General features: G+C 40.7%; 32 protein-coding genes and 5 tRNA genes. 10 read left to right on the top strand and 27 right to left on the bottom strand.

Annotated elements, in window-relative coordinates; all coding sequences use genetic code 11:
• Positions 1-84: 84 nt before the first annotated feature.
• Positions 85-288, bottom strand: a complete 204-nt coding sequence (locus tag ACWIUE_RS00185; RefSeq protein ID WP_454133777.1) for a hypothetical protein — start codon at positions 286-288, stop codon at positions 85-87.
• Here ACWIUE_RS00185 and ACWIUE_RS00180 point away from each other — a divergent pair.
• Entirely contained in the window at positions 243-1223 is a 981-nt protein-coding gene (locus ACWIUE_RS00180; RefSeq protein ID WP_454134511.1) for a glycosyltransferase family 2 protein, read from the top strand. The genes ACWIUE_RS00185 and ACWIUE_RS00180 overlap by 46 nt on opposite strands.
• Before the next feature lie 53 nt (positions 1224-1276).
• Here the strand turns inward: ACWIUE_RS00180 and ACWIUE_RS00175 are convergent, their stop codons facing one another.
• The 4 genes from ACWIUE_RS00175 to ACWIUE_RS00160 all read right to left on the bottom strand — a co-directional run bounded on the left by ACWIUE_RS00175 (position 1277) and on the right by ACWIUE_RS00160 (position 4835).
• Positions 1277-2506 (bottom strand): glutamate-5-semialdehyde dehydrogenase, encoded by a 1230-nt coding sequence (locus ACWIUE_RS00175; RefSeq protein WP_454133775.1) that lies wholly within the window; start codon positions 2504-2506, stop codon positions 1277-1279.
• A 73-nt stretch (positions 2507-2579) separates the two neighbouring features.
• On the bottom strand, positions 2580-4070 hold the full coding sequence (locus ACWIUE_RS00170) for an outer membrane family protein (protein WP_454133773.1): 1491 nt from the start codon (positions 4068-4070) through the stop codon (positions 2580-2582).
• Entirely contained in the window at positions 4067-4660 is a 594-nt protein-coding gene (locus tag ACWIUE_RS00165) for a hypothetical protein (protein WP_454133772.1), read from the bottom strand. The genes ACWIUE_RS00170 and ACWIUE_RS00165 overlap by 4 nt, the downstream gene beginning before the upstream one ends.
• The gene (locus ACWIUE_RS00160) at positions 4590-4835 is read right to left on the bottom strand and encodes a hypothetical protein (RefSeq protein ID WP_454133770.1); all 246 of its coding nucleotides are present in this window, start codon (positions 4833-4835) and stop codon (positions 4590-4592) included. Before ACWIUE_RS00160 ends, ACWIUE_RS00165 begins: the two co-directional genes overlap by 71 nt.
• Positions 4836-4848: 13 nt before the next feature.
• On the opposite strand from ACWIUE_RS00160, the gene fliQ reads away from it, so the two are divergent.
• Both fliQ and ACWIUE_RS00150 read left to right on the top strand, forming a co-directional pair.
• Positions 4849-5115, top strand: a complete 267-nt coding sequence (gene fliQ / locus ACWIUE_RS00155; RefSeq protein WP_454133768.1) for a flagellar biosynthesis protein FliQ — start codon at positions 4849-4851, stop codon at positions 5113-5115.
• 33 nt (positions 5116-5148) lie between these two features.
• Positions 5149-5952 carry a UDP-N-acetylmuramate dehydrogenase gene (locus ACWIUE_RS00150; protein WP_454133766.1) on the top strand — a complete coding sequence of 268 codons (804 nt, stop codon included), beginning with the start codon at positions 5149-5151 and terminating at the stop codon, positions 5950-5952.
• Positions 5953-5999: 47 nt separating this feature from the next.
• Here ACWIUE_RS00150 and ACWIUE_RS00145 read toward each other — a convergent pair.
• From ACWIUE_RS00145 to ACWIUE_RS00115, 7 genes are all read right to left on the bottom strand, one after another.
• Positions 6000-6076 (bottom strand) — tRNA-Arg (locus ACWIUE_RS00145).
• A 5-nt stretch (positions 6077-6081) separates the two neighbouring features.
• A complete protein-coding gene (locus ACWIUE_RS00140; protein WP_454133764.1) occupies positions 6082-6354 on the bottom strand; it encodes a hypothetical protein in 273 nt (90 codons plus the stop codon).
• Positions 6355-6369: 15 nt separating this feature from the next.
• Positions 6370-6446: transfer RNA gene (locus tag ACWIUE_RS00135), tRNA-Arg, on the bottom strand.
• A gap of 12 nt (positions 6447-6458) precedes the next feature.
• Positions 6459-6535, bottom strand: a tRNA-His gene (locus ACWIUE_RS00130).
• Between the two features lie 25 nt (positions 6536-6560).
• Positions 6561-6638: transfer RNA gene (locus ACWIUE_RS00125), tRNA-Pro, on the bottom strand.
• Positions 6639-6772: 134 nt separating this feature from the next.
• Positions 6773-7762 carry a glyceraldehyde 3-phosphate dehydrogenase NAD-binding domain-containing protein gene (locus ACWIUE_RS00120; RefSeq protein WP_454133762.1) on the bottom strand — a complete coding sequence of 330 codons (990 nt, stop codon included), beginning with the start codon at positions 7760-7762 and terminating at the stop codon, positions 6773-6775.
• Entirely contained in the window at positions 7759-8571 is an 813-nt protein-coding gene (locus tag ACWIUE_RS00115; RefSeq protein WP_454133760.1) for a hypothetical protein, read from the bottom strand. Before ACWIUE_RS00115 ends, ACWIUE_RS00120 begins: the two co-directional genes overlap by 4 nt.
• Before the next feature lie 81 nt (positions 8572-8652).
• On the opposite strand from ACWIUE_RS00115, the gene glyS reads away from it, so the two are divergent.
• Positions 8653-10833, top strand: coding sequence for a glycine--tRNA ligase subunit beta (glyS, locus tag ACWIUE_RS00110; protein ID WP_454133758.1), 2181 nt, complete (start codon positions 8653-8655; stop codon positions 10831-10833).
• 75 nt (positions 10834-10908) lie between these two features.
• Here glyS and ACWIUE_RS00105 read toward each other — a convergent pair.
• The 3 genes from ACWIUE_RS00105 to ACWIUE_RS00095 form a co-directional block, all read right to left on the bottom strand.
• A tRNA-Phe gene (locus ACWIUE_RS00105) sits at positions 10909-10984 on the bottom strand.
• Positions 10985-11236: 252 nt separating this feature from the next.
• Complete coding sequence (locus ACWIUE_RS00100) at positions 11237-11416, bottom strand: hypothetical protein (protein WP_454133757.1); 180 nt, start codon at positions 11414-11416, stop codon at positions 11237-11239.
• 91 nt (positions 11417-11507) lie between these two features.
• Positions 11508-11756, bottom strand: coding sequence for a hypothetical protein (locus ACWIUE_RS00095; protein WP_454133755.1), 249 nt, complete (start codon positions 11754-11756; stop codon positions 11508-11510).
• Positions 11757-11846: 90 nt separating this feature from the next.
• Between ACWIUE_RS00095 and ACWIUE_RS00090 the strand changes: the two genes are divergently transcribed.
• Positions 11847-11978, top strand: a complete 132-nt coding sequence (locus ACWIUE_RS00090) for a hypothetical protein (protein ID WP_454133753.1) — start codon at positions 11847-11849, stop codon at positions 11976-11978.
• Positions 11979-11984: 6 nt separating this feature from the next.
• Here the strand turns inward: ACWIUE_RS00090 and ACWIUE_RS00085 are convergent, their stop codons facing one another.
• From ACWIUE_RS00085 to ACWIUE_RS00060, 6 genes are all read right to left on the bottom strand, one after another.
• Entirely contained in the window at positions 11985-12425 is a 441-nt protein-coding gene (locus tag ACWIUE_RS00085; RefSeq protein WP_454134509.1) for a methyl-accepting chemotaxis protein, read from the bottom strand.
• 1769 nt (positions 12426-14194) lie between these two features.
• Positions 14195-14872: an SPOR domain-containing protein gene (locus ACWIUE_RS00080; protein ID WP_454133751.1), complete on the bottom strand. Its 678-nt coding sequence runs from the start codon at positions 14870-14872 to the stop codon at positions 14195-14197.
• A 21-nt stretch (positions 14873-14893) separates the two neighbouring features.
• Positions 14894-15433 carry a DUF1882 domain-containing protein gene (locus tag ACWIUE_RS00075; protein WP_454133749.1) on the bottom strand — a complete coding sequence of 180 codons (540 nt, stop codon included), beginning with the start codon at positions 15431-15433 and terminating at the stop codon, positions 14894-14896.
• A 3-nt stretch (positions 15434-15436) separates the two neighbouring features.
• On the bottom strand, positions 15437-16684 hold the full coding sequence (locus ACWIUE_RS00070) for a serine hydroxymethyltransferase (protein WP_454133747.1): 1248 nt from the start codon (positions 16682-16684) through the stop codon (positions 15437-15439).
• Positions 16681-18273 carry a lysine--tRNA ligase gene (gene lysS, locus ACWIUE_RS00065; RefSeq protein ID WP_454133746.1) on the bottom strand — a complete coding sequence of 531 codons (1593 nt, stop codon included), beginning with the start codon at positions 18271-18273 and terminating at the stop codon, positions 16681-16683. The genes ACWIUE_RS00070 and lysS overlap by 4 nt, the downstream gene beginning before the upstream one ends.
• 2 nt (positions 18274-18275) lie before the next feature.
• Positions 18276-18884, bottom strand: coding sequence for a CvpA family protein (locus tag ACWIUE_RS00060; RefSeq protein WP_454133744.1), 609 nt, complete (start codon positions 18882-18884; stop codon positions 18276-18278).
• 61 nt (positions 18885-18945) lie between these two features.
• Here ACWIUE_RS00060 and lnt point away from each other — a divergent pair, with 61 nt between their 5' ends.
• From lnt to ACWIUE_RS00035, 5 genes are all read left to right on the top strand, one after another.
• Positions 18946-20409 carry an apolipoprotein N-acyltransferase gene (gene lnt / locus ACWIUE_RS00055; RefSeq protein WP_454133742.1) on the top strand — a complete coding sequence of 488 codons (1464 nt, stop codon included), beginning with the start codon at positions 18946-18948 and terminating at the stop codon, positions 20407-20409.
• 112 nt (positions 20410-20521) lie between these two features.
• Positions 20522-20749 (top strand): hypothetical protein, encoded by a 228-nt coding sequence (locus ACWIUE_RS00050; RefSeq protein WP_454133740.1) that lies wholly within the window; start codon positions 20522-20524, stop codon positions 20747-20749.
• Positions 20750-20765: 16 nt separating this feature from the next.
• Positions 20766-20918: a hypothetical protein gene (locus tag ACWIUE_RS00045; RefSeq protein WP_454133739.1), complete on the top strand. Its 153-nt coding sequence runs from the start codon at positions 20766-20768 to the stop codon at positions 20916-20918.
• A 278-nt stretch (positions 20919-21196) separates the two neighbouring features.
• Positions 21197-21334, top strand: a complete 138-nt coding sequence (locus ACWIUE_RS00040) for a hypothetical protein (protein WP_454133737.1) — start codon at positions 21197-21199, stop codon at positions 21332-21334.
• Positions 21310-21552, top strand: a complete 243-nt coding sequence (locus ACWIUE_RS00035) for a hypothetical protein (protein ID WP_454133735.1) — start codon at positions 21310-21312, stop codon at positions 21550-21552. The genes ACWIUE_RS00040 and ACWIUE_RS00035 overlap by 25 nt, the downstream gene beginning before the upstream one ends.
• Here the strand turns inward: ACWIUE_RS00035 and accA are convergent.
• The 6 genes from accA to ACWIUE_RS00005 all read right to left on the bottom strand — a co-directional run.
• Positions 21524-22453 (bottom strand): acetyl-CoA carboxylase carboxyl transferase subunit alpha, encoded by a 930-nt coding sequence (gene accA / locus ACWIUE_RS00030; RefSeq protein WP_454133734.1) that lies wholly within the window; start codon positions 22451-22453, stop codon positions 21524-21526. The two genes, ACWIUE_RS00035 and accA, sit on opposite strands and share 29 nt — an antisense overlap.
• Positions 22454-22499: 46 nt before the next feature.
• Positions 22500-23726 (bottom strand): beta-ketoacyl-ACP synthase II, encoded by a 1227-nt coding sequence (locus tag ACWIUE_RS00025; RefSeq protein ID WP_454134507.1) that lies wholly within the window; start codon positions 23724-23726, stop codon positions 22500-22502.
• Between the two features lie 31 nt (positions 23727-23757).
• Positions 23758-23991 carry an acyl carrier protein gene (acpP, locus tag ACWIUE_RS00020; protein WP_454133732.1) on the bottom strand — a complete coding sequence of 78 codons (234 nt, stop codon included), beginning with the start codon at positions 23989-23991 and terminating at the stop codon, positions 23758-23760.
• Between the two features lie 58 nt (positions 23992-24049).
• Positions 24050-24793: a 3-oxoacyl-ACP reductase FabG gene (fabG, locus tag ACWIUE_RS00015; protein WP_454133731.1), complete on the bottom strand. Its 744-nt coding sequence runs from the start codon at positions 24791-24793 to the stop codon at positions 24050-24052.
• Positions 24794-24871: 78 nt separating this feature from the next.
• Positions 24872-25084 carry a 30S ribosomal protein S21 gene (rpsU, locus tag ACWIUE_RS00010; RefSeq protein ID WP_454133729.1) on the bottom strand — a complete coding sequence of 71 codons (213 nt, stop codon included), beginning with the start codon at positions 25082-25084 and terminating at the stop codon, positions 24872-24874.
• Positions 25085-25288: 204 nt separating this feature from the next.
• Positions 25289-25658 (bottom strand): hypothetical protein (locus ACWIUE_RS00005; RefSeq protein ID WP_454133727.1); only part of this gene is annotated, 370 nt, incomplete at its 5' end.

Here is a 25658-nt window from a genome sequence, read left to right as displayed (position 1 = left end):
TGCGCTTTTTGTGGGGCAATTTGTCTTTGGGTATGCAATTCACACGAAGTTTGCCGTCCTTGCGTCGTCAATGAACCACTAGTTCTATTTCCTAGCAAGGCGGCAAACTTCGTGCAAAGCAACACCGCAAAATACTTCGATTGTTTGTAACGGCATATTAGATTCTGCGCCAAAGATTTCATAAAAATGTGGCGAAATTTTATAGATTCTGCTAAAATTGCAAAAAATTTTTAAAAGGACAAATATGCAAATCCCCCCCCCCCCCGATAAAAAATAGAAACACTCCAAAACTCGCCATAATCATCCCCATTTTCAACGAAGCAAAGTGCATAAGGCAGACTTATTTGCACCTGCAAAATAAAATCAACTCGCTGATTGAAAAGCAAATCATCGACAAAAATAGCGCATTGTATTTCATCGATGATGGTAGCAAGGATGAGACTTGCGAGATTTTGCTCCAAGCAAAAAACGGCACGGCGCATAAGGTTATCAAACTCTCCAAAAACTACGGACAGCAAAATGCGATTTTGGCGGGGTTGAAGGTGGCGTATAAAATGCGATTTTGTTGCGCGATTAGCATTGATGGCGACTTGCAGCAAGATATTGATGCGATGGATTTGATGATTGAAAAATTTATGCGTGGCAATGAAGTCGTATTTGGCGTTCGCAAGGCATATACGAATGAAAAGGCACGCAAGAAATACACTTCTTTTGCCTTTTATCGCTTTATGCGCGCACTTGGCGTAAATATCATTCCAAATCATATCGAGTATCGCCTACTCTCGCGCAAAGCGATAAAATCACTGCTAAATTTCAAGGAAGTCAATCTCTTTTTGCGGGGCATTGTGCCACTTTTGGGATTTAAAAGTGAGATTGTTTATTACAAGCAAATGGCGCGAGCAGCGGGGGATAGCAAGTATCCGTTTGTGAAATTGTTTTCTTTGGCGTTAGATGGTATTACTAGTTTTTCAATCGCGCCACTGCGGATTATGAGCGTTTTTGGTGTGATTTTATTTGCGCTGTGCGGGATTTATGGTGCGTATGCGATTTATGTGAAGTTTTTTACCGCTACGCCACTTGCGGGATGGACTTCGATGATTGTAGTGCTGTTATTTTTTGGCGGAATGCAGTTTTTGGGACTTGGCATCATTGGCGAATACATTGGCAAGATTTATAAGGAAGTAAAAAGGCGTCCAATATACATAATCGATGAGATTTTATAAAAATCGCAGAATCTAGCATTTTTCGCAGAATCTAATATTTGTTTCGCAGAATCTCACTCTCGCGCTTCGCCGTTGCCAAAAATCTTGTATTTATAGCTTACCAAACTTTCAATCCCCATAGGACCGCGTGCGTGGAGTTTGGAGGTGGATATGCCGATTTCCGCGCCAAAGCCAAACTCCCCGCCATCGCAAAATCTCGTGCTACTATTGATAAACACACACGCGCTATCTACGCAATCAGCGAATGTTTGCGCCACTGCCAAATCATTTGTCAAAATCGCCTCCGAGTGCGATGAGCCGTATTTGGCGATATGCGCTATCGCGCTTTCAAGGCAATCCACGCATTTTAGATTCACCACCAAATCATTGTATTCGTTATAAAAGTCCGATTCATCGGCAATTTCAAGCCCGAATCGATTCGCGGTATCTTTATCAGCGTGAATCGCTACGCCATTTTTTTGCAACGCACTCACTAGCTCCGCAAGGTGCGCAAAATCATTATGCACCAAAATGCACTCAATGCTATTACACGCGGAGGGCTTGGAGATTTTGGCATTTAGGGCGATTTTTATCGCCAACTGCGCTTCGCTGTCGCTATGAATATAAAGATGGCAAACGCCCTTATCGTGCTTGATGACGGGGATTGTGCTATTTTCAGCGACAAAGCGAATGAGTTTTTCCCCACCGCGCGGGATTACCAAATCAATAATTTTATCGCATTTTAGCAACGCTTCTGTCGCCTCGCGGTTTTCCACAAAGCAAATAGCTTCTTTTGGCAAACTAAATCGCTCCAAAACTCCCTGCAAAATCGCCACAATGGCTTTGTTTGAGTTAATCGCCTCTTTGCCGCCTTTTAGCACACAAACATTGCCACTTTTAAAGCACAGCGCGAATGAATCGCTTGTTACATTGGGGCGCGATTCATAAATCATAGCAATGACGCCGATTGGCACACTCACTTTTTGAATGTGGAGTCCTTTGTAATTCACCCAGCCGTCCATTACGCGCCCTAGCGGACTTTTTAGCCTTGCGATGTCATTGAGCGCATTTGCGATTAAATCTATTGCGTGTGAATCTAATTTTAGTCGCTCAATCATCGGTGCGGACAATCCAAAAGATTCTGCGTTTTTTAAATCCACCGCATTTGCTTTTATAATCATCTCTTTTTGCACCACAATCTCATCTGCCATTGAATCTAGCACTGCGATTCGCGTGGTGTCTTGCAAATTTGCGATGATTTTTTGTGCATCTTTTGTGCGTTGTAAAAGTTCTAATAACTCCATTTTATCCCCTAAATTGCGGTAGATTCTGCGATTTTTGCGCTAAATTCTGCGATTTTTTGCTAGTCTTTGAAACTCAAATCCTAAACTCCAAATATCCCTTAAAATAACTTTTATTGACTTTATTCTCCATCATATACGCGCCCACGCCACCAAAATAAAGTCCTTCAACGATTCTCCACCTTGCGCCAAGTGCGTATTGATGCTGATTTATCGTAGAATCATTTAGCAAATCATAGCTATTTTTGCCCTGCGAGTTGCGCCCTAAAAACATCATCGTCCAATTATCAATCCTAAATCCCACAAATCCATAAAAGCTCTGCGTCTCCGCAAAAAACATATTGCTAGAATTGCCACCATTTGCGATGCCACCTGCGCCAATTATGCCATATCCTTGCGTGTTATAATCTTCAAAGCGCGAAGAGTTGCCGACATTTGCTAACTCAAACGCCCCGCCAAAAATCCGCACATACCCCACGCCAAAGCTAACCCTTTTATCTTCGCCCCGCCACCGAAAAACTTGCTCTAACCAAAGCATTTGACTTTCATTACGATTTGAAGTAGCGTCAAAATCGCGCTTATTTTTGGCGTAGGCAAAGTGCGCGTTGCTAACAGATTGCCATTTTTTATCCGCGAAATTTATGTCATAATTTATCTTGCCACCTGCCGCCCATAAATTATTGTGAAAATAATAATAATACGGCGCCACATTCACGCCTACGACACTTGCGCCCAATCCTGTGGCGATTAGCCATCTATCATCATAGCGGGTTTTGAAAATATTAAAATCGCTCATTTGCTCCCTAAATGCGCGTGCCATCTCATCTACCCAATCCATCCACACGCTAAACCACTCATAATTCGCATTTACAGAAACGCCCTGCGCAAAGTTGCGAATCCAATCTCGCCTTATTTGAAATCGCCCTGCGGTAATGTCAAAAACTTCGTTTTGAAACTCATCTTTTGCGATATATTTCACATTTGCGCGGTGCAGGACAAAGTTGCTATTTGGCAACGCATAAGTGCGAATCTTGCGCGTGCCTACCAAATCCACCAATCCAAACACGCCCAAATCCAAAAATACCATTTCTTTAAAATCATAGCGCAATCCCGCCGAACCGCTGAAATTTAAAAAATGCTCACCCACGCTTTGATTCGCGCTCGTCTTGCCAAAAAATCCAATATGCCCATAGACATTTTCTATTAAAGATGGGATTTCATCATCAGATTCTGCGTTTTTGGCGGTAGATTCGGCGGTAGATTCGGCGTTTTTGTCGCCAGATTCAGCGTTTTTTGTGATTTTTTTGTAGATATTTACTAGCGCATTTTCATCATCATCGTCATTTTTGCTAACCCAATCTTTCGCATTCTCTTTATCCACCAAACCTTCTTGGATAAATCGTTGCACATCGCCACTACTTAGCTCATCATCAAGGGGTTTGCTTTCTAAAACTTCGATAGATTCAGCGGGATTTGGTGCGGGATTAGATTCAGCGGACGCTGAATCTATGCTAGATTCTGCGTTTAGCGCAAAAAGTGCGAAGCATAATGCTACAAAAATTCTCATTCTAACACCAGCGATTTTTTCTGTTTTACCAAAATATTGATTTCTTTCACAAGGGAGAGCGCGTAAGCCTTACTAATCTCTTCTTTCGTGCCAAGCTTATTTAGCCAAACACCGCAAATATCCTTTAAATGCACCGATTGCGCACTATCGATATCAAAGTAGTCCGCCTCGCTCAAATACGCGCTTGTATAAGTGGCACGGGCGAAATCCGTAAGTTTCACGATATAGCTCCACCCATCTTTTTTTGCCCGAGTTTTGCCCGTGTAAATCCTGCACCCCTCCGCCAAATCGGATGAAAGCTCTTGCGGATAGACTTTATTGCGAGTGTCGCTATCTTTGAACGCGTTTCTTTTAAGTTCGATAATCTGCGAAGTCACGGCATCTTTCGTGATGAAATAATCCACGATTTCTTTATCGCTTAGCTTCATACTACGAAGCGCGGCGATATCGTAGGCATTGTGATTTTGCGCTACATAGTCCAAAATCTCTTTATCCGTATAGCCCTTTTTCCGCGCATCCTCAAAGTCGAAATTTATCCCCGCCGCAAGGCAGATTTGACACATTAGTAAAATCACAGCAAATAAACGCATATCCCATCCTTTCAAAATTAAATTTAATATTATATAAAAAGCAAACATTATTCCGCAAGAGATTCTGCGAAAATCGTGCAAGATTCTGCGAATTTGCGTTTAGATTCTGCGAAATCGCATTTAGATTCTGCGAATTTAATAAAATCTTTGTTATGATTGCAGATTTATTTTTCAATAAAAGGGCATTTTTGGAAGCAAAATTTATCACACTAGCCATCGAAACCTACAAAATCACGCTGTTAGTATCGCTCCCATTGCTACTCACAGGGCTAATCGTGGGGTTGCTGATTAGCATTTTTCAAGCCACTACGCAAATAAATGATGCCACGCTTACCTTTATACCAAAGATTTTGGCGATTATTGCGGTGCTGATTTTGACAATGCCGTGGATGCTAAATATGATTATTGATTATACAAGAATTTTGTTTAATATGATTCCAAATTTTCCCTTTTAGGTGCGTGTATTTGGCAAATTTTAGGCAATCAAAATGACTGAAAAAATAATAGATTTTTGCAAATATTCCGCCATAAAAATCGGTCCAAAAATCCCTGTAAAAATCGCGCAAAATATTGATGAGATTTTGGCATTGCAAGATTCGCACACAATCATCGGTGGCGCGAATAATATGCTTTTAAGCCCCCAAAATCACGCGCTTTTTATGCTTGGGAGCGAGTTTGATTATATCAACGATTTGGGCGAATGTATCGAAATTGGCGCAGGATGCAACGCTAGGAAGGCATTTTTGTATTTTAGGGCGCAGAATTTGGGCGGATTAGAATTTTTAGGCACGATTCCGGGCAAAATCGGCGGGATTGTCAAAATGAATGCAGGAATGAAGTCCTTTGAAGTGGCAAATGCGATTCATAGTGTATGTGAAAATGGCGTGTGGCGTGAAAATGTCGCATTTAGTTATCGCAAAAGTGAGATTAGCGGGGCAATTAGCGCGGTGCGATTTAAAAAAATATCGGGCTTTGAAAAGAGTGTCGAATCGCAGTGCAAAATAATGCGAAGCAATCAGCCAAAAGGTGCTAGTGCGGGGAGTTTTTTTAGAAATCCGCGCGAAGTCCCGCGTGGATTTGAAGTGCCAAAAAGCGCGGGAGAATTGCTTGAAATGGCGGGATTTAAAGGACAAAAAATCGGGGGTGTGAAATTTAGCGAGATTCACGCAAACTTTTTGATAAACTGCGGTGGCGGGAGTTTTGCAGACGCAATCAATCTCACAAATCTCGCCAAAGACGCCGTGATGGACAAATTTAGCGTAGAGTTAAAAAGCGAAGTGGTGGTTTTGTGAGTTTTTTACACTTTAAATTCTACAAAAAATACAAGTTTATTCACAAGTGGCACGCTCGGCAGGACTCGAACCTGCGACCTACGGCTTAGAAGGCTGTTGCTCTATCCAGCTGAGCTACGAGCGCGTGAGTTAATAGCAAAATGATTCGCCAGAGGCGTAGCAGTTAAATTTATTGATGGTTTTTTGTGCTTGTTCTTGTGCTTCGTTTGCGACACAAACAACATATTTATCCAAATCTTGCAAATATCTTTCAACTTCTCTTTTGCAACTTTTAAAGCGATATTCATCTTCGTATGTATATTTAGAATCTACGCAATATGGCTCACTTGGTTGCATACAAAATGATACATATGCACTTGCAGAACTTATCAATATTACACAAAATAAGAAAATTTTAAACACAATAACTCCCAAAAGTGGCACGCTCGATAGGAATCGAACCCATAACCCTCAGATCCGAAGTCTGATGCTCTATCCAGTTGAGCTACGAGCGCGTGAAAAGTCGGTGGGGTGAGTGATGGGATTCGAACCCACGACCCCCAGAGCCACAATCTGGTGCTCTAACCAGCTGAACTACACTCACCGCGATTTTGCAAAAATGTCAAAAATGGTCGGGGTGAAAGGATTCGAACCTTCGACCCCTTGGTCCCAAACCAAGTGCGCTAACCAGACTGCGCTACACCCCGAAAAATATTTTTTGCAAAATAAAAACCGCAATTTTATTAAAAACATTATGCGATTGTCAATAATTAAAGGCGGATTTTTGCTAGATTCTGCGAATTTGGCAGTGTGAGCGCAGAATCTAGGCACAGATTCTGCGTTAAATCTCGCTTATAATATCGCACAATCGGTTTGCGTAGCCGTTTTCGTTGTCAAACCAAAGTGGGATTCGCAATATTTTGCCGTTAGTTTTAATCAAATCTTTTGCGATGATTGCGCTATGTGAATCGCCCACAAAGTCGCTAGAAACGCGAGATTTGCTATCAAAGGCGATAATTTGCGGATTAAAATTTAGCTCCAAAATTTCATCTATTTTTGGCGCAGAATCTAACAACAAATCCACATTGCTAAAACACACAAGCGAAGTTGGCACACGAATCGAATCGCCATAAAAATTCAAAGCACTGCCCCTAAATTCGCTCAAATCCCCAAAGATTCGCGCCAAAACCGCCCCAATCGAACTGCTAGTAGGGATAATATTTTGCGTGGCATTGCGTGAGAGCCGTAAATCACGCGAAAAATTTGGATTGTCAAGCAGATTTTGGTCGCTATTAAAAGGGTGAATCGTGCTAATATTTCCACCAAAAATCTTGTATTTTTTGCTTATCGTAAAAATCACAGGCGCGATGGCATTTGAAGTGCAAGATGCAGCGGAGAAAATCGCCTCTCCACGATATTTATCCCAATTCACACCATAAATAAAAATCGGCATATTATCCTTTGGCGGTGCGCTTAAAATCACGCGCTTTGCGCCATTTTGCAAATATTTTTGAAGCGAATCGCAATCCAAATTTGCCCCGCTACACTCTACTACAATATCCGCGCCACTAAAATCATCTGTGATTTTGATTTCATCGCCATTCAAAAAAATCGTATTTTTTTTAAACTCAATGTCGCCCTTAATCTCACCCAAAAGCGAATCGTGCTTCAATAAATACGCCAAAATCTCAAAATTTTTCACATCATAAATGTGGGAGATTTTTATGTCGCTTTTTGTGCCATTTAAAGCATTCAGCGCATTTCGTTTCAAAACAGCACGAAAAAACGCCCTGCCAATGCGCCCAAATCCATTTATCGCAATCTTTTTCATTTTGCTTTCATCGTGGGTTTTAGTGTGATTGTTTTTTCGTGTATCATTTCGCCATTTTCATTTGGTTTATACACGCTAATGACTGCCTTTTTCGCCTCGCGCGCTTTTTTTATGGTGTCAGGATTGTCATTTGCCAATCGCCCGACTTCGATTCTGCGGATTTTCTCTGCGATTTTTTGCTTTTTGATGATTTCGGCGACTTGCGTGGAGTTCGCAGAATCTTTATTGATAACCGTGTAGTCGCTTAAAAGCGGTTTGCGCTCTTTTAGCTTGATATTTGAGAGATATTTTGGGATATAATCCTCCAAAATCTCGCGCTTTTTTTTGACATTTTGATAATAATTTTCGGCAAATTTATTTGCACTCGCGCTTTTTTCCCAGCTAAATCCCTTGTTATAGGACTTTATCATATCTTTCCAATTTCCATTTCGCACTTTATCCCAATACAAAAGCTCATCGATTGCGACTTTGGAGGCGAACTCATCGTCTCTAATTAGCATTTCGCCAATCACATTGCGATTAAATCCATTGTCTTTTAGCATTTGATAGCGGCGAATGACATTTGGAATTAGCGCGTGATAAAGCCCCGCACTCGGGTCAGCGAAATTCATCCTATACTCTCCCGCACACGATTCGTGCCACGCAATCGCGGCAAGTGTGTATCCAAGCCCGTATTTTTTGCCGTAGTTGTAGGCGTAAGCGATGATTTCCTTTTGATTTGCATTAAAATCATACACACTTCCGCATTTTCCCATAGGATTTGCATTCAATAGGGCGAAAAACGCAAAAATAATCACAATATAACGCATAAAAACCTTCTAAAAATTCTTTTAATTTTGGTAGAATTTTACTTTATTTTTTGCAAAACTTCACATAAAAAAGGAAAAACTTTGAATACATCGTCATTACTAATCGAAATATTTACAGAAGAATTGCCTTACAGCGCGGTTAAAAAAGAGTTTGGGAATATTGTGCCGAAATTTAGGGCGATTTTGGAAAAATATAGATTTGATTTCGCAGAATCTAGCGTGGATTCTGCGATTTCGCAGAATCTAAGTGCAGAATCTTATTTGTGTGGCGCAGAATCTACGGACAATAATTGTCATTTTGAGCGAAGCGAAAAATCTCATAATTTCGTGGATTCTGCGAATCTTAAAAATTTTGAGTTTTTTTACACGCCTCGCAGACTAATATTTTTTATAAGAAATTTTCCACAAAATCAAAAAGATGAGATAATTGAATCCTTTGGTCCTCCGCTAAATATCGCCTATCAAAATAATGCGCCTACAAACGCTACAAAGAGCTTTTTAAGTAAGCTAAATATTTCACTTGATGAAGTGCAAATCAAAGAAAAAAACGGCAAAGAATGCCTTTATTTTGCCAAAAAAGAAAATGGCAAAAATACAAGAAATTTGCTTGAAAATATCATCGATGATTTTTTGGATAGTTTGAGCTTTGATAAAAAAATGCGCTGGGGAAGCGTGGAAAATGCCTTTGTGCGCCCGATTCGTAATATTTTTGTGCTTTTTGGAGATGAGTTTGTGAAAACGCCAAATTTAGCAAAAAAGTATGGATTCACGCATAGTGCGATAATTTCGCCACATAGAAATTGTGCGCCAAAAGAAATAAAAAGCACAAATGAATATTTCTCATTTTTAGAAAAAAATGCGGTGATTTATTCGCAAGATTTGCGCAAAGAGCGCATTTTGGAGCAGATTAAAAATTGCGGTTTGTTTGTGGAGATTGACGCGGATTTGCTAAATGAAGTGGTGGCGATTTGTGAGTATCCAAATGCGCTGGTAGGCGCGTTTGATGAGCGATTTTTGGTGTTGCCAAAGGAAGTCATCGTTACTTCGATGAAAGTCAATCAAAAGTATTTCGCCACCTATAAAAGCGCGGATTTTGATGTGCTAAATAACGCATTTATCGTGGTTTGCAATAGCACAAATCCTAGCAATCTCATAGCACAGGGCAATGTAAAGGTTTTGAGCGCGAGATTAGAAGACGCGCTATTTTTCTACCACAATGATTGCAAAAATTTTAACGCAGATTCGTGCGATTCGCGCCTAAAAAATATCGAATTTATGAAAGGTGGCGGGAGTTTGTGGGACAAAGTTGAGCGAGAGCAAAAAATCGCAGAAATTATCGCACAGAGTTTAGATTCACGCAAATTTGGCGCGAAAGATTTGGGCGATTTGAATGCCGTGAATCTAGCGCATATCAAAAAGGCGATTGCCATCTCAAAAAATGATTTGGTTAGCGAAATGGTGGGCGAATTTGGCGAATTGCAGGGCATTATGGGCGGATATTACGCAAAAAATGCGGGATTAGATTTTGCGATTTGTGAGGCGATAAAAGAGCAGTATTTAAATGCGCCTAGTAGCGCAGAGGGCGCGATTTTAGGCATTGCAAATAAGTTAGATTCAATCCTTTGCCTTTTTGCATTAAATAAAATCCCAAGTGGCTCAAAAGACCCGTTTGCCTTGCGTAGGGGTGCAAATGGGATTTTAAAGATGATTGAAAAATTTAATTTGCATTTTGATTTGGAGGCGATTTGCCAAAAATTATCTGCAAATTACGCAAAAATCGACATTGACAAAATTAAAATCTTTTTTTATGAGCGATTGGAGGGCGTTTTGGGGGTGAATCAATCCGCCATAAATGCCGTAATTAGGACAGGTGAGAGCGATTTGCTTGAACTTATCCGCAAAATAAAAGCACTAAATCTAATAGCCAAAAGCCCTGACAAAGGCGCATTAAAGGTGCTTTTCAAGCGCGTGGCAAATATTTTAAGCGATACAAAGGCTACGAAAATCGATGAAAATTTACTTTCCGAAAACGCCGAAAAAGAGCTTTATAGAGCAATTTGTGATTTTAAAAAGCTCTCTTTTGCCACGCACGAAAAGCGAATCATCGCTTTGCTTGACTTTAAAATCGTGCTTGAAAAATTCTTTGATTCTGTGCTGATAAATGCGGAAGATTTAGCGATAAAAGAAAATCGAATCCTCCTCATAAAGGCTGTTTATGAGGAGTTTTTTAAAGTGGGAGATATAAAGGAAATTTCATTTTAACCAAAAACATACAGAGTTTATTGCTTCGCAGGGTTTTAGGCAGGCTAAAACGATGCTTAAAAAAACTTTTAGTTATGGTGGCTCGAGGCAGAATCGAACTGCCGACACGAGGATTTTCAGTCCTCTGCTCTACCAACTGAGCTATCGAGCCAAAATTCAAAAAACGCATTTTTGTAAAAATGAAAGTGCAATTATAAAAAAATTGTTTTAAACTTTTCTTAAATTATGAAAATTTTTTGAAAAATTTTCATTTTAAATCGCATAAATCGCAGAATCTAGCAATAAAATCATAATAATGTTTCTTATAATAAATTGCAAAATAATATAAAATCTTAAAAATCTAACGCAGAATCTGCCTTTGTGTTGTATTTTTAGGCAAACAGAGTGGGTGCAGAATCTCTTTTTAGATTCTGCGAAATTTATAGATTCTGCGTTTTTTTTCAGTCATTGCGAGATTTTGCGTAGCAAAATCGTGGCAATCTAATTCGTAGATTCTGCTATTTTCGTGTGAATTATGCGAGATTCTGCGAATTTTTGCGTTCGTGCGAGATTCTGCGAATTTTATATGATTTTGCAGAATCAAGCAGATTCTTCGATTTTGACTTTTTTCACAGAATCTGCGAATAATCCATCATTGCGAGGCAGTTTGAGCGAAGCGAAAACAACGAAGCAATCTATTTTTTTAATTCATAGATTGCCACGCTCGCTTCGCTCACTCGCAATGACGAAGTGGGGCAGATTCTGCGATTTTTATAGATTCTGCGTTTATTTTCAGTCATTGCGAGATTTTGCAACGCAAAATCGTGGCAATCCATTGTTAGATTCTGCGTTTTCGTGCAAGATTCTGCGAATTTTATTTGATTCGCAGAATCTACGATATTTTCGCCATTTTTTGGATTACATTCGTTTGTTTCTTCTCGCAAAAGGGTGGTTGCACTGACTTGCACCTTGCTCCCGATTTTTTGCACCACGAAGCGGGCGAGTTTTGGGTGCTTCGCACAAATTTGATTTAATTGTGGATTGCCGCGACTTGCTTTCGCAAGTCTCGCAATGACGAAGTAGTGGTAGATTCTGCGAATTTCGTGCGAATTATGCGAGATTCTGCGATTTTTCACATTAGATTCTGCGAAAAACGCAGAATCTAAAATCGCCTAAAACTTCTTTCTATCCGTATCTAGCAAGATTTCTTTGGCGATGTCGCTTACCTTTGTGCTGATTTCTGATGAATTATTTGCGACTATTACATTTTGCTTGGTGGCATTTTCGATATTGCCGACTACTTCATTTATTTGCAGGACGCTGTTTGCCTGCGTTTTGATTTGTTCGCCCATATCATTTATGCTCTGCACCAAAATATTGATATTCGCCTCAATCTCACTCAAACTTTTCTGCGTTCGCTCCGCTAGCTTCCGCACCTCATCGGCGACAACGGCAAATCCGCGCCCGTGCTCGCCTGCGCGCGCCGCCTCAATCGCCGCATTTAGCGCAAGTAGGTTCGTTTGGTCGGCGATATCGCGAATTATGCTAATGACATTTTTAATATCCTCGCTTTGCGTGATAACTTCGCCCGTGCGGGAGCTTACATCCTGCATTGAGTGCGTGATTTGCTTTATGTCATTTGAAGTTTGGTTAAGCGAGCTTGCCTGTGAATTTGTTAATTTTTTAAGATTCTGCACTTCTTTTGCCAAAAGCTCAGATTCTGCGCTAAGCGAGTGGGCAAACGCCGATGAAGTTTGTAGCATTTTGCGGATTTCATTCCCCAAAATGTTTGTCACAACCTCCACTTTTCCGCTTGCATTTGCCACCTCCGTGCTAAAATCAAGTGCCCTAAAACTATCAAACACGCGGTTGATTTCATTTAGATTATTCCCCACCGCAGTTTTGATTAAGTCAAGTAGCTCATTTACAGAATCTCTCAAAGCATTCAGCTGTGGATTACTCCCAATGCGACTAATGCGCTTATCAATATAGCCATTTTTCGCCCGCTCGATGACACTCAAACTCTCTTTTACCAAATTTGCGTCCATATCAAGGGACTTTTTGATTTTCTCAATGCTGTCATTTATCGCAAGTCCCATTTTGCCAAGCTCGTCCTCTGCGACAATGTGAAGCGGTGGCGGGAGATTTTTAGTGCTGTGGTCAATATAATCAAAAAATCCAAAAAGCGTGGTTGAAATCTTTTGGATTCTGCGTGAGACGGCATATCGAATGTAAAATGTAGTTGAGACAATTAAAATCAAAATGCTAACAATCATAAGAATAGGCGTGGTGGTATGCAGAAAACTCATCGGCGCGTAAATGCTCTTATCCGGCGCAAAAAGCGCGAGTGTCCAATATTTACCCGTATTTGGGAACACCTCAAAACTATGCAACGCCACCTTCCCGTGATATCCTAACTCATTTTTGTATTCAAAAATATTTGTTGCGTTATTTTTGTGATTTTGGAGGACATTTTTAGCGAAATTTGTGCTATTGATTTCTGTCAATATTTTCCCGCGCGAGTCCTTTGAGAGACTATTTGCGATGACTTTGCCATCCATCAAAACAAATCGCTGGTCATTTTCATACACCATCAAACTTGGGTCGCCAAGCATCCCTTCTAATCGCTCCAAATTCACAGAGAGCGCGATAACCGCGACAATCTGCTTTTGCGGATTTAAAATAGGCAAGGCGAAGTTATAGGCATAATATTGTGTGCCGTTAATATTGATATTTTTAGGGGCATCGACTTCGATTTTCCCGCTTTTAAGGGCACTTTGCAATGCTGTGATTTGCGACAAAGTGCCTTTATTTACGCTAAAAGTTTTCGTGCCATTTTGCGTATTTGCCACGCCAAAGGCAATGCTACCATCTTGCTGATGGTGACTCATCTGCGTATTTTGCACGATTGGCGCAAAGCGCGGATTTATCACCATAAATCCAAAATTGACAAAGCGATTATCAGTCGCGGACTCAATAATGCGGATGATAAGATTCATATCCGTGATGGTTCGCCCATCGATGATGGAGCGTTCGGCGAGATTCTGCGCTACTTTTAGCGATGAGTAAATGGAGATATTCGCCCCATCGACAAAGTTTTTGTAGCGAGAGACGGTGTTTGTCAGTGTGACATTCGATTCCTTATCTAGCATAGATTTACTAGCGGAATTCACAATGAGCGCAAATGACAAAATAATCAAAAACACAATGCACGCAAATACAAAAATAATCTTATGTGCCACAGACAAATGCTTGTAGTAATTAACCATATTTAACCCCTATTTTTATTTAAAATCTCGCAGAATCTACTTTAACGCAAACGCGCCAAATTCTGCGCCAAATCGCAGAATCTACAAAAAAATACGCTAGATTCTGCGCTTCATCACTGCACTAGCAAATAAACAGGTTTCGTAGCGATATCTCTACTTACGCGCTCATAGTCCCTTTGCGCATCCTCCCTGCTCTTATATGGTCCCACCAAATAGCGCGTGATGACATTTGAATTTATCATAATCTCTTGGATTCTGTAACTATAATTATTTAGACTATCCAAAAATGCGCGGTTTGGCGTCTTGCTAAATGCGCCCACTTGCAAATAATATCCATTCTCCGCAATGTCGCCGTTATTTAGGCGATTTGTCGTTCGGCGTGGAGCGGTTGAAACCACAACTTTTGGCGTGGTGGCACTTGGTGCTTTTGGCGGAATAGTCGCCTTTGGCGTCTCTACTCGAATTGGCGCACTTGGCATTTGCTCCATACTCTCCGGCTCGGTGTTATTTTTAATATCTCTCACAATCTCATCAAACCTATCTCCGCTAATATCAGTGCTATTATCAATCGGCATAGGACTAAAATCGCCACCGGGCACTTCTATGGGTGCTTGCGGTTGATTATCAACTACGATAGTCTCACTACCTTTATTACTCATCATCACCATAATGATTGCGATTGCAAGCACAAGCACCACTATTGCGATAATTAGCAATAGCATTTTTTTCGAATCCTTCCCCCGCATATCATCACCTCCTAGCATAATGTCATCAAATTCTCGTTTTTCCATACTTTCTCCTTAAAAATAAATCTACAAATGCTTCGACCAAAATGAACCGCGCTCTTTTGCATACACTTCATAGGGCAGTGCCAAAATGTTGAAGCCTAGCGGAACTTCATTTGTCGGGAAAATCCGCCATTGCTTCGGAGCCACCGCCTCTAATCGCAAACTCAAAGTCTTTGCTAGCAAAATCGCCTCTGTTAAATCAGTATGCCCCTTATGCACATAAATATGCAAATGTCCTCTTGTCTTGGAGCGATACGCCGTCCAATTCAAGAATCCTTCTTTTCTAAGCAATAATTGTGCCTTATGGTAAAATCCCACATCATCCGTGCCATTATAATCAATTACGATATTTTCGACTTTTTTATTTCGAATCAAGCTATGCGCCACGACTATTTCTTTATTCCAATGTCGCTTGATAATATCTGCGGTTAAAAGCGCGTTATGAATCACAAATTTATTAAAAAATATCTTATTTTGGTGCAGAATCTTATCTTGCAACGAGCCATCATACGAGTAATAATGGCTTGTGTTTAGCTTGATTAGCTTTAAGTCTAATATCGTCATCGCCTAAAAAATCGCCTTTTCATAAATCTTAAAATCCTTGCTAAACTCCGCGATTTCAGCGCGAATCTTATCTTGCAAAGAGACATTTTTAATGTCATCTAAAATATCACAAATCTTATTTGCTATAAATTCAAATTCGCCTTCTTTCATACCGCGCGAAGTAAGTGCGGGAGAGCCGATTCGCAGTCCGCTTGTCTCCATCGCTTTGCGTTTATCACCGGGCACCATATTTTTATTTACCGTGATTCCTGCGCGTCCAAGTGCGTCCTCTGCGACTTTTCCGCTAAAATCTTTGTCAATAAAACTCATTAGCACCAAGTGATTGTCCGTCCCACCGCTTACGATATTATAGCCTCTTTTTACAAAAACTTCGGCAAGAGTTCTTGCATTTGCGCGGACTTGCTTTGCGTGGGTTTTCCACTCAGGCTTTAAATTTTCTTTGAATCCCACAGCTTTTGCAGCGATGACATTCATTAGCGGACCGCCCTGCGTAGCGGGAAAAACGGCTTTGTTGATTTTGGTTGCAATCTCTTCATCATTTGTCAAAATCACGCCACCACGCGGACCACGCAAGGTTTTGTGTGTGGTTGTGGTAACGATATGACAATATGGAAAAGGATTTGGATACTCACCACCTACGACAAGTCCCGCAATATGCGCAATATCGCCAAAGAGTATCGCTCCCACGCTATCGGCAATCTCTCTAAATCGCGCAAAATCTAACTCCCTAGTATATGCAGAAAATCCGCACACAATGATATTTGGCTTCACAATCTGCGCGATTTCTGCAAGTTTGTCATAGTTGATTCGCCCGTCCATCTCCACGCCGTAAAAAAAGCTTTGATAGGTTTTGCCACTTTGGCTAACTTTTGCGCCGTGAGTTAGGTGTCCGCCGTGATTTAGGCTCATTCCTAAAATTTTATTGTATGGTTGCAACAGCGCGGCATAAACAGCGGCATTTGCCTGTGAGCCTGAATGCGGCTGGACATTGGCAAATTCACAGCCAAAGAGCTTTTTTGCGCGTTCAATGGCAATAGTTTCCACGCCATCGACAAACTCGCACCCGCCGTAATATCGCTTATTTGGGTAGCCCTCTGCGTATTTATTTGTCAGCACACTGCCTAATGCCTCGATGACTGCGGGAAATGTGAAATTTTCACTTGCAATCATCTCTAAATGGCTCTCTTGTCGCCCCCACTCGCTTTGAATTAAGTCATAAATCTCTTTATCCGCATTTTCTAAATATGTCATTTTTTTGTCCTTTCGTTTTGATTATTCGCAGAATCTAGGGCAGATTCTGCGTTTTGTACCGCAGAATCCACGCTAAAATTTTGCTTTATAGGCTTCATTGCAGGGAATAATAGCACATCTTTTATGGTTTTTTGATTTGTTAGTAGCATTACAAGCCTATCGATTCCTATGCCCTCTCCCGCAGTGGGTGGCATTCCATAGCCCAACGCCCACACAAAATCCTCGTCCATATATTGCGCTTCCTCATCGCCCTTTTCTTTTTCCGCCACCTGCGCCTTAAATCGCTCCATTTGGTCTAGCGGGTCGTTTAGCTCACTAAAACCATTTGATATTTCCTTGCCACCGATAAAAAGCTCAAATCGCTCGGCAATCTGCGGATTTTCATCGCTTCGCCTTGCAAGTGGGCTAATTTCGATAGGAAAATCCGTGATAAAAGTAGGATTTATGAGTTTTGATTCGACAAAATTATCAAACGCCAACGCCAAAAGTTTGCCGTAATTCAACGAATTCCAATTTGAACCTTTGGGCACTTCGATTTGCGCATCTTTTAAAAATGCTTCTAATTTATCGCGTGATTCGACAATATCTCGCGGAATCTGCCCTATTTCACAAAGCGAATCTTTATAACTAATCTCGCTAAATTTATTAAAGTCGATTTGTTGCGAATCCCACTCGATGATTCGCCCCAAATTTAGCGAATCCAACAAAAACGCAAAAAATTCTTTTGTCAGCGCAATCAAATCTTTGTAATTATGATACGCCCAATAAAACTCAATCATCGTAAATTCAGGGTTGTGGCTGTGGTCCATTCCTTCATTGCGAAAGTTGCGATTCATCTCAAAAACAGCCTCAAAACCGCCCACAATAAGCCGTTTTAGGTAAAGCTCAGGTGCGATTCGCAAGTATCGCTCGACATTTAGCGCGTTGTGGTGCGTTTTAAATGGCTTTGCATTCGCGCCACCGGGGATTGGGTGAAGCATTGGCGTCTCAACCTCTAAAAATCCTTTGCTCTTAAAAAACTCCCTTACAAGGGCGATAATCTCACTTCTACGCCTAAAAGTATCCCGCACATCGCTATTTACAATCAAATCCAAATACCTTTGACGATAGCGAAGTTCAATGTCTGTAAGTCCGTGAAATTTCTCAGGCAGTGGGATAATTGCTTTGGTTAGAATCTCAAAAGACTTCGCGTGGAGCGTTAGTTGATTGGTGCGCGTCTTAAAAGGATAGCCACTAACGCGGATTATATCGCCTACTTCAAGGCATTTTTTGAGCGTTGCAAATTCATCGCCCAAATCATTTTTGCTAATATAAATCTGCAAAATCCCGCTTTCATCTTCAATGTCAATAAACGCCGCTTTGCCCATAAGGCGCACTAATTTCACGCGTCCAGCGACAAAATCATTGATTGCGTGGGTAGCCAAATCTTGCGCCGCACCCTCTGAATCAAGTGCATTTGCTTCGTATTTTGCGATAAATTCTGCGTTTGATAAATCTTTGTGCGCGTCATTGCTATATGGATTTTTGCCTATTTCACGCAATAAATCCGCTTTTTCAATGCGCCCTTTGATATAAATATTTGAAAACAAAATTAGTCCTTTTTGGGATTTGTGCGATTCGCAGAATCTGTGCTTTGATTCGCAGTCCGATTCGCAGAATCTACGCTATTCATAATCTCATTCACAGCGTTTTTGCCCTGCTCTGTGAGATTTTCACGCATTTCAGTGGCAAAATCCGTTTTCACAATAAAGTCGCCGATTTTTATCATCACAGGGTAAAGCGCACTTGAATCGCGCAGTTTCAGCGTCCAATTTGACAAAAAGTTGATTTTTGAAAATGTAAAAAATATGATTGATAAAATAAGAAAAACTTTAATCCCAGCAACGCCCACGCCACCGATTTTATCCGCCACTCCAAGTTTGATAAATCGCACAAAGCGCACCAAAATCTCCGCCAAAACCAACGCCAAAATCCACAGCACACCCAAAATCGCCACGAATCCTATGAGATTTACAAGGGTGGGACTTTCGATTTTGAGAAGTGAATTTAGTGCGCCACCAAGTGCGACATTAAAGCGCGAAGCAAGCAAAACGCCCCCGATTATGCCAAAAACGCTACATAATTCGCGCACTAGCCCCGTAAAAAGCCCCTTTAACGCCAAAATCACAACCATCAAAATAATAATTATGTCAAAATACACGCTTGAAACCCTTGAATTTTTAGATAAAATTTCGCCCTATTCTATCACAAAAAGGATAAATATGGCGTTGCTTATAAACTTTAAAAGACGAGATTCTACCAAAAAATCCAAAGATTTAAGCCACAAAAATCAAAAAAATGCAAAAAAGCAAAAATTTGCAAAAAAATCAAAATTTGCAAGATTTAAGGATTTTATGAAAAAAAAGTCGCTAGATTCTGCGATTGCCCTACTCTACGCGCTAATTTTTTCGCTACCGATTTATTTAAATATTTTCACTTATTTGAGTATCGATGAAAATACCCGCCAAATTAGCGCGTATCTGCCATACATAAATGCAATTTTCGCGCTACTTGCGGTGGCTTCGGCTTTAAGTGTCGATAAAAAATATCGCTTCTTTTTTGGCTTTTTTGTGGGGATTTTGTGGTTTTATTGGATGGTGATGAGCTTTACGCACTCGTATTCGAGCATTACGCACTTTATCCCGCCTGCGCTAATTTTAATTGGCATAATTTATGGCGTTGTGTTTTATTTTCTTTTATTTTTTAATAATAAAATTTGGCGCATTATTTCGCTCTCAATCATTGGATATATCCCTATTTTTGGGTTTGATTGGCTTGTGGTGGAGGCGTTATTTTCATTTAGTATTTTTAGCGTTAAGAAAATTTCTTTTATTTTTATTTTGGTTTGCGTGGCGATTTGTTTGCATTTTTTACGCAAAATGCGCGAATCTATCAAAAACAACGAGCGCGAATATAAAAAGCGCAATATTAGATTCGCGATATTTGCGCTAATTTTGCTAATTTTCGTGATTGATTTTTCGCATTTTGAAGTGCAAATCCCGCCCAAAATCGCCATCACGCAAATGAATGTAAATCAGCAAATAAAATGGAGCGAAGAGCGGCAAGTGATTGTGGAGCGCAACTTTGGGCTAATTGATGAAGCGATTGCACGCGGGGATAAAATGATAATTTTGCCAGAGACTGCCTTCCCCTTTGCGCTAAATTTATTTGAAAACATAGTGCAAAATTTGCGTGAAAAAAGTCGCCAAATCACCATAATCACGGGCTCTTGGTGGGTGGATAGCTATGGCGGGGCGTTTAATAGCACTTATATTTTTGAAAATGGCGCATTGGAGGTAAAAAACAAGACTTTTCTTGCGCCATTTGGCGAGTATTTGCCCTTGCCAAAATTTATCGCTTCAATTTTTAGCAAAATCACGGGCATTTCATATAATTTAAAGCAAAATCAAAATGTGCTAAATGACGCAAGGACGGCGATTTTGGACTTTCGCAGTGCGATTTGCTATGAGGGGACAAAAAGGGAGGCGTATAGCGAAAATCCCCGCTTTATGGTGCTAATCAGCAATAATGCGTGGTTTGCCCCAAGTATCGAGCCGATTTTGCAAATGATGCTAATGAAATATTACGCAAGGTTGCACGGCACGACTATTTTGCATTCATCAAATGGCAGTAAAAGTATGATTATAACGCCAAATGTGGGGCTAAATTTTATCCAAAGGGATTAGAAAATCCGTCATTGCGAGAATTGCGAATGCCATTCGTGGCAATCCAAATTTTATAAATCGCACGAAAAATCGCAGAATCTAGCGTGTTTGCTTTGCTTGTCATTTTGAGCGAGTGAAACGAGCGAAAAATCTCCGTCATTGCGAGAATTGCGAATGCAATTCGTGGCAATCTAGATTCTGCGAATTTTGCCTTATTTTGTTATATCAAGCAAAACTAAGCAATCATCTATTTTTAGATTCTGCGTTTTTCATTTATTTTGCAGAATCTTGCACGAAAATCACAGAATCTAAAATAATCCGTCATTGCGAGATTTTGCAAAGCAAAATCGTGGCAATCTAGATCCTGCGAATTTTTGTTGTTTGTTTTGAAAATTCAAAAGATTCTGCGTTTTTTATGTGAGATTCTACATTTTTCATTTATTTCTATTTCGCAGAATCTCACACAAAAAAAATCGCAGAATCTTTGTGTGAAAAAATCGCAGAATCTGCATTTATTTCCCTTCCCTTAAAGAGGAAATTTTTTCAACTTCCCCCTCCCTTGCGGAGGGGGCTAGGGGGGTGGGTAAAATTATTTTAGATTCTGCGTTTTTTACCTTATTTTGTTATATTAAGCAAAACGAAGCAACTATCTATTTTTAGATTCTGCGTTTTTATTTATTTCGCAGAATCTTGCACGAAAATCGCAGAATCTTTGCGTGAAAAATTCGCAGAATCTGCATTTATTTCCCTTCCCTTAAAGAGAATATTTTTTCAACTTCCTTCCCTCCCTTGCGGAGGGGGTTAGGGGGTGGGTAAAATTATTTTAGATTCTGCGATTTTTGTTATTTGTTTCAAAAATTCCAAAGATTCTGCGTTTTTCATTTATTTCGCAGAATCTCGCACGAAATCGCAGAATCTAGCGTGTTTGCTTTATTTGTCATTTTGAGCGAGCAAAACGAGCGAAAAATCTCCGTCATTGCGAAATTTGCAACGCAGAATCTGTGTTATTTTTCCGTCATTGCGAGATTTTGCAAAGCAAAATCGTGGCAATCCAAATTTTATAAATTACACGAAAAATCGCAGAATCCCGCACGAAATCCGCAGAATCTACGCCATTTTCGCCATTTTAAAACATTTATTCCGCAAAGACGCCATACGCCATAATCTTATCAAACCGCTTGGAGAGGTAATCTTTGTCTTTTTTTATCTCTTTTACTGCGTTTAAAAAATAGCTTTTGATAGCCTCTGCTGCGCCCATTTTGTCCCTGTGTGCGCCCACAGATGGCTCTTTTATGACATCATCGATTAGCTTCATATCGTGCAAATATTCAGGGATAATTTTTAGCGATTTGGTTGCATTTTCGACTTTTAGCGAATCATTCCACAAAATCGCCGAACAGCCCTCAGGCGAAATCACGCTAAATACGGAGTATTCCATCATCGCTAATCTATCAGCCACGCTTATGGCAAGTGCGCCTCCGCTTCCGCCCTCGCCTATTACTACGGCAACGGTAGGCGTTTTTAACGCGCTAAATTCTTGCAGATTTTTGGCAATCGCCTCGCTTTGTCCGCGCTCTTCTGCGCCCACGCCCGGATACGCCCCTGCGGTATCTACTAGCATTAAAATGGGGAGGCTAAATTTTTCAGCGATTTTTGCCACGCGTAAGGCTTTGCGATAGCCCTCTGGGTTTGGCATACCAAAATTTCGCGCGATTTTATTTTTTGTCCCTCTGCCTTTTTCCTCTGCGATTATCATCACGCTTTGTCCATCCATTTTGCCGATAAAGCTCACAATCGCCAAATCATCTTTATAATGTCTATCGCCGTGAATCTCGTAAGCATCGCTTAAAATCAGCTCAATATAATCCATCGAATAAGGTCTATCGGGGTGGCGGGCAAGTTGCAGTTTTTGATAGTCCGTGAGATTGGCATAAACCTTGCTAACTTCTTTTTCTAACTCTTTGCTTAAAATCTCTTGTGCGTGAATATCGCCACGAAATACGGCAGATTCGATGTCATCTTGGATATTTTTTAGCTTTTGCTCGAAATCTAAATAAGTAAGCATAATGAACGCTCCATTTAGTCGAATCTCGCGCTTGTTGCGCTAGAATCTATACTTTTTTGAAAATCACAACGGCGTTTGTCCCGCCAAAGCCAAATGAATTGCTCATCACACATTCGACTTTTGCGTCCCGCGCGGTGTTTGGGATATAGTCCAAATCGCATTCAGGGTCTTTTGTGATTTGATTTATCGTAGGTGGCAAAACAGAATGCTTCATTGATAGAATGCTAATTGTCGCCTCCAAAGCACCTGCCGCACCTAAACAATGCCCGATTTGCCCTTTTGTAGAGCTAATGGGCGGGACATTGTCCTTGCCACCAAAGACATTTTTAATCGCAATGGTTTCATATAAATCATTATACTTCGTGCTAGTGCCGTGCGCGTTGATATAATCCACCTTTGTATTTGCCATAGCAAGGGCGGCTTTCATTGCGCGAAATGCACCCTCGCCGTTTGGCGCGGGAGTTGTGATATGATTTGCATCACCACTCTCGCCAAAGCCGATAAGTTCAGCATAGATTTTTGCACCGCGTTTTTTAGCCAAATCATAAGATTCAAGTAGCAAACTCGCCGCGCCCTCGCCCATCACAAAGCCATCTCTATCATTATCAAACGGACGGGAGGCACTTTTTGGCTCATCGTTGCGAGTGCTTAATGCTTTCATTGACGCAAATCCGCCGATTCCCACAGGGCAGATGGCAGATTCTGCGCCGATTGCAAGCATTCTATCCGCGCCACCTAGCACAATAGTCTTATATGCTTCGATAATCGCGTGATTCCCCGCAGCACACGCCGTTACACTTGCCAAAGTGGGACCTTTTAGCCCATATTCGATTGATACGAATCCACCTAGCATATTTACAAGCGAGCTAGGGATAAAAAACGGATTTATGCGCCTAGCTCCCTTTTCAAAACAAGCTATGGAATTTTTTTCGATATTGCCTAAACCACCAATGCCTGAGCCTGACGCTGTGCCAAATCGCTCATAGTCAATATCCTTGCACTCCAAAATGCCCGAATCTTCCATAGCTTCTTTTGAAGACTGCAAAGCAAGTTGTATGAATCTATCCGCCTTTTTGATTTCCCTAGCGTCCATCACAGACGCAGGGTCAAAACCAACTATCTCTCCAGCGATTTTGACGGGCATTTCGCTCACATCAAATGAAGTGATTTGTTTTATCCCGCATTTGCCTTCGACAATAGCATTAAAAGCCGAATCTCTATTTAGCCCTAAGGAATTTATCATTCCTATGCCCGTTACAACAACTCTTTGCATTCGCGTCTCCAAATATGCGTTATTTTTGCAATTATTTTTTGTGGGCTTCAATGTAATCCACGACATCTTTTACCGTGGATATTTTTTCTGCTTCCTCATCGGGAATCTCCACATCAAACTTGCTTTCTAACTCCATAACAAGCTCTACCACATCAAGCGAATCCGCGCCCAAATCATCTACGAATTTAGATTCGAGTTTCACTTCGTCCGCATTTACGCTTAATTGCTCCACGATAACCGCTTTTACATCATCAAAAATCGCCATTTTTTACTCCTTGTTTTTAAATTTAACTTGAAATTGTAGCACAAAATCTTAAATTTTGCTACATATATAAACCGCCATTGACTTTTATAACCTCGCCTGTGATATAACTAGCACTATCACTTAGCAAAAATGCCACGACTTGCGCTATTTCATCGACATTTGCGAATCGCCCCAAAGGGATATTTTTGAGATAAGATTCTTTTATCTCATCTTTTAGTCCCTCTGTCATACTTGTATCCACAAATCCCGGCGTGATAGCGTTAAATCGCACATTGCGAGGCGCACCCTCATAGGCAAATGACTTGCTCATCGCAATCATTCCGCCCTTACTTGCCGCGTAATTGCTTTGCCCTGCGTTGCCCCGCTCACCGATGATTGAGGCGATATTTACCACGCTACCAAAGTGATTTTTACTCATCGCTTTTAGTGCCTCGCGTGAGCAAATAAAAGCGGATTTGAGATTTGAATCAATCACGCTCATAAAATCCTCCACTTTCATTCGCAAGGCAAGTTTGTCATTCGTAATCCCCGCGTTATTGACAAGATAATCGATACTACCATCGCAATCTGCAATCACCTTAAATGCGTCAATGACTTCATTTTCATTGTCCGCATTAAATTTAATCACAGCCGCATTGCCACCATCTCTCTCAATCTCATCTTTTAAGCGCAGTGCGGGATTTTCATCACTTCGATAATTTATCCACACTTTGAGATTATAACTAGCCAAAACTTTTGCAATACCCGCGCCAATGCCACGAGATGCGCCCGTAACCAATACATTTTTACCGCTAAATTTCATCACAAACTCCATTTTTTAGATTTTAGTGCCGAATCTAATGAAAATTCTGCGCCAAAATCACCTATATTGCGCGTGAATCTATAATTTCGATTCATATCTACGCAACACATACAATCGCTTCAACATTTTCTTTTTCGCGCTTATTTTTTGCTTTTTGCGCTTTTCAGTTTGGCTCTCAAAAAACCTGCGCGCACGAGATTCCGTAACGACCAAATTTCTATCAGCTTGTTTTTTAAAGCGTCTGTAAGCCTCATCAAAGCTCTCATTTTCCCTAATCTTAATGCCGGGCATACTCTCATCACCACCTTTTTTTGTAAGATAAAAAGCCGAAATTCTAGCAAAAAATTTTGAAATTTACATAAGATTCTGCGAAATTGCCTAAATTTTATATAGATCGCAGAATCTTACACGAAAAACACTAGATTCTGCGTTTTTGATAAAATTTCGCACGAGATTCTGCGATTTTACACGATTTTCGCAGAATCTTAAATGCCTTTAATATTTCCCCATCCTTCCGCCGCTTCGCGTGTTTTTCGCTCCGCCGGTGTCGATTCCGTAGTTGCGATTTTCATCTTTTGCTTCGCCTTTTATGTAGATAAATGCGCTTGTGTTCCACCGCACGCTTTCATTCCAATAGGCGTTGTATAGCAAAAAGTTTGGCATTGCGGGGATGACTTGCCCTGCGTTATTTTTTGCTATGCCGTGTCGAATGTTTAGTTTGTAAGTCCCTGCGCCTAAAAAGTTATATGCGATTTCTTGCATTCCATTTGTTACACCGCTAACGCGCTTGATTTGGGCGTTGCCTAAATTTTCGATTTCTAATTTGTCATTTGAAATCTGCGTGGCGTTATAAGTGCTGAAAGTC

It is taken from the genome of Helicobacter sp. 23-1045 (assembly GCF_053654655.1).
The sequence above is the reverse complement of the archived record's forward strand: the minus strand, read 5'-3'. Positions and strand labels throughout refer to the sequence as shown.

Bases quoted from the DNA above. Each gene is read 5' to 3' on its own strand.
- ACWIUE_RS00115 (WP_454133760.1), bottom strand. From the start codon at position 8,571: ATGCGTTATATTGTGATTATTTTTGCGTTTTTCGCCCTATTGAATGCA.
- ACWIUE_RS00085 (WP_454134509.1), bottom strand. From the start codon at position 12,425: ATGCAGGATGTAAGCTCCCGCACGGGCGAAGTTATCACGCAAAGCGAG.
- ACWIUE_RS00175 (WP_454133775.1), bottom strand. From the start codon at position 2,506: ATGGAGTTATTAGAACTTTTACAACGCACAAAAGATGCACAAAAAATC.
- acpP (WP_454133732.1), bottom strand. From the start codon at position 23,991: ATGGCGATTTTTGATGATGTAAAAGCGGTTATCGTGGAGCAATTAAGC.
- ACWIUE_RS00080 (WP_454133751.1), bottom strand. From the start codon at position 14,872: ATGGAAAAACGAGAATTTGATGACATTATGCTAGGAGGTGATGATATG.
- ACWIUE_RS00025 (WP_454134507.1), bottom strand. From the start codon at position 23,726: ATGCAAAGAGTTGTTGTAACGGGCATAGGAATGATAAATTCCTTAGGG.
- accA (WP_454133734.1), bottom strand. From the start codon at position 22,453: ATGCTTACTTATTTAGATTTCGAGCAAAAGCTAAAAAATATCCAAGAT.
- ACWIUE_RS00070 (WP_454133747.1), bottom strand. From the start codon at position 16,684: ATGACATATTTAGAAAATGCGGATAAAGAGATTTATGACTTAATTCAA.
- lnt (WP_454133742.1), top strand. From the start codon at position 18,946: ATGGCGTTGCTTATAAACTTTAAAAGACGAGATTCTACCAAAAAATCC.
- fabG (WP_454133731.1), bottom strand. From the start codon at position 24,793: ATGAAATTTAGCGGTAAAAATGTATTGGTTACGGGCGCATCTCGTGGC.
- ACWIUE_RS00075 (WP_454133749.1), bottom strand. From the start codon at position 15,433: ATGACGATATTAGACTTAAAGCTAATCAAGCTAAACACAAGCCATTAT.
- rpsU (WP_454133729.1), bottom strand. From the start codon at position 25,084: ATGCCCGGCATTAAGATTAGGGAAAATGAGAGCTTTGATGAGGCTTAC.
- ACWIUE_RS00170 (WP_454133773.1), bottom strand. From the start codon at position 4,070: ATGAGAATTTTTGTAGCATTATGCTTCGCACTTTTTGCGCTAAACGCA.
- ACWIUE_RS00165 (WP_454133772.1), bottom strand. From the start codon at position 4,660: ATGCGTTTATTTGCTGTGATTTTACTAATGTGTCAAATCTGCCTTGCG.
- ACWIUE_RS00120 (WP_454133762.1), bottom strand. From the start codon at position 7,762: ATGAAAAAGATTGCGATAAATGGATTTGGGCGCATTGGCAGGGCGTTT.
- ACWIUE_RS00150 (WP_454133766.1), top strand. From the start codon at position 5,149: ATGACTGAAAAAATAATAGATTTTTGCAAATATTCCGCCATAAAAATC.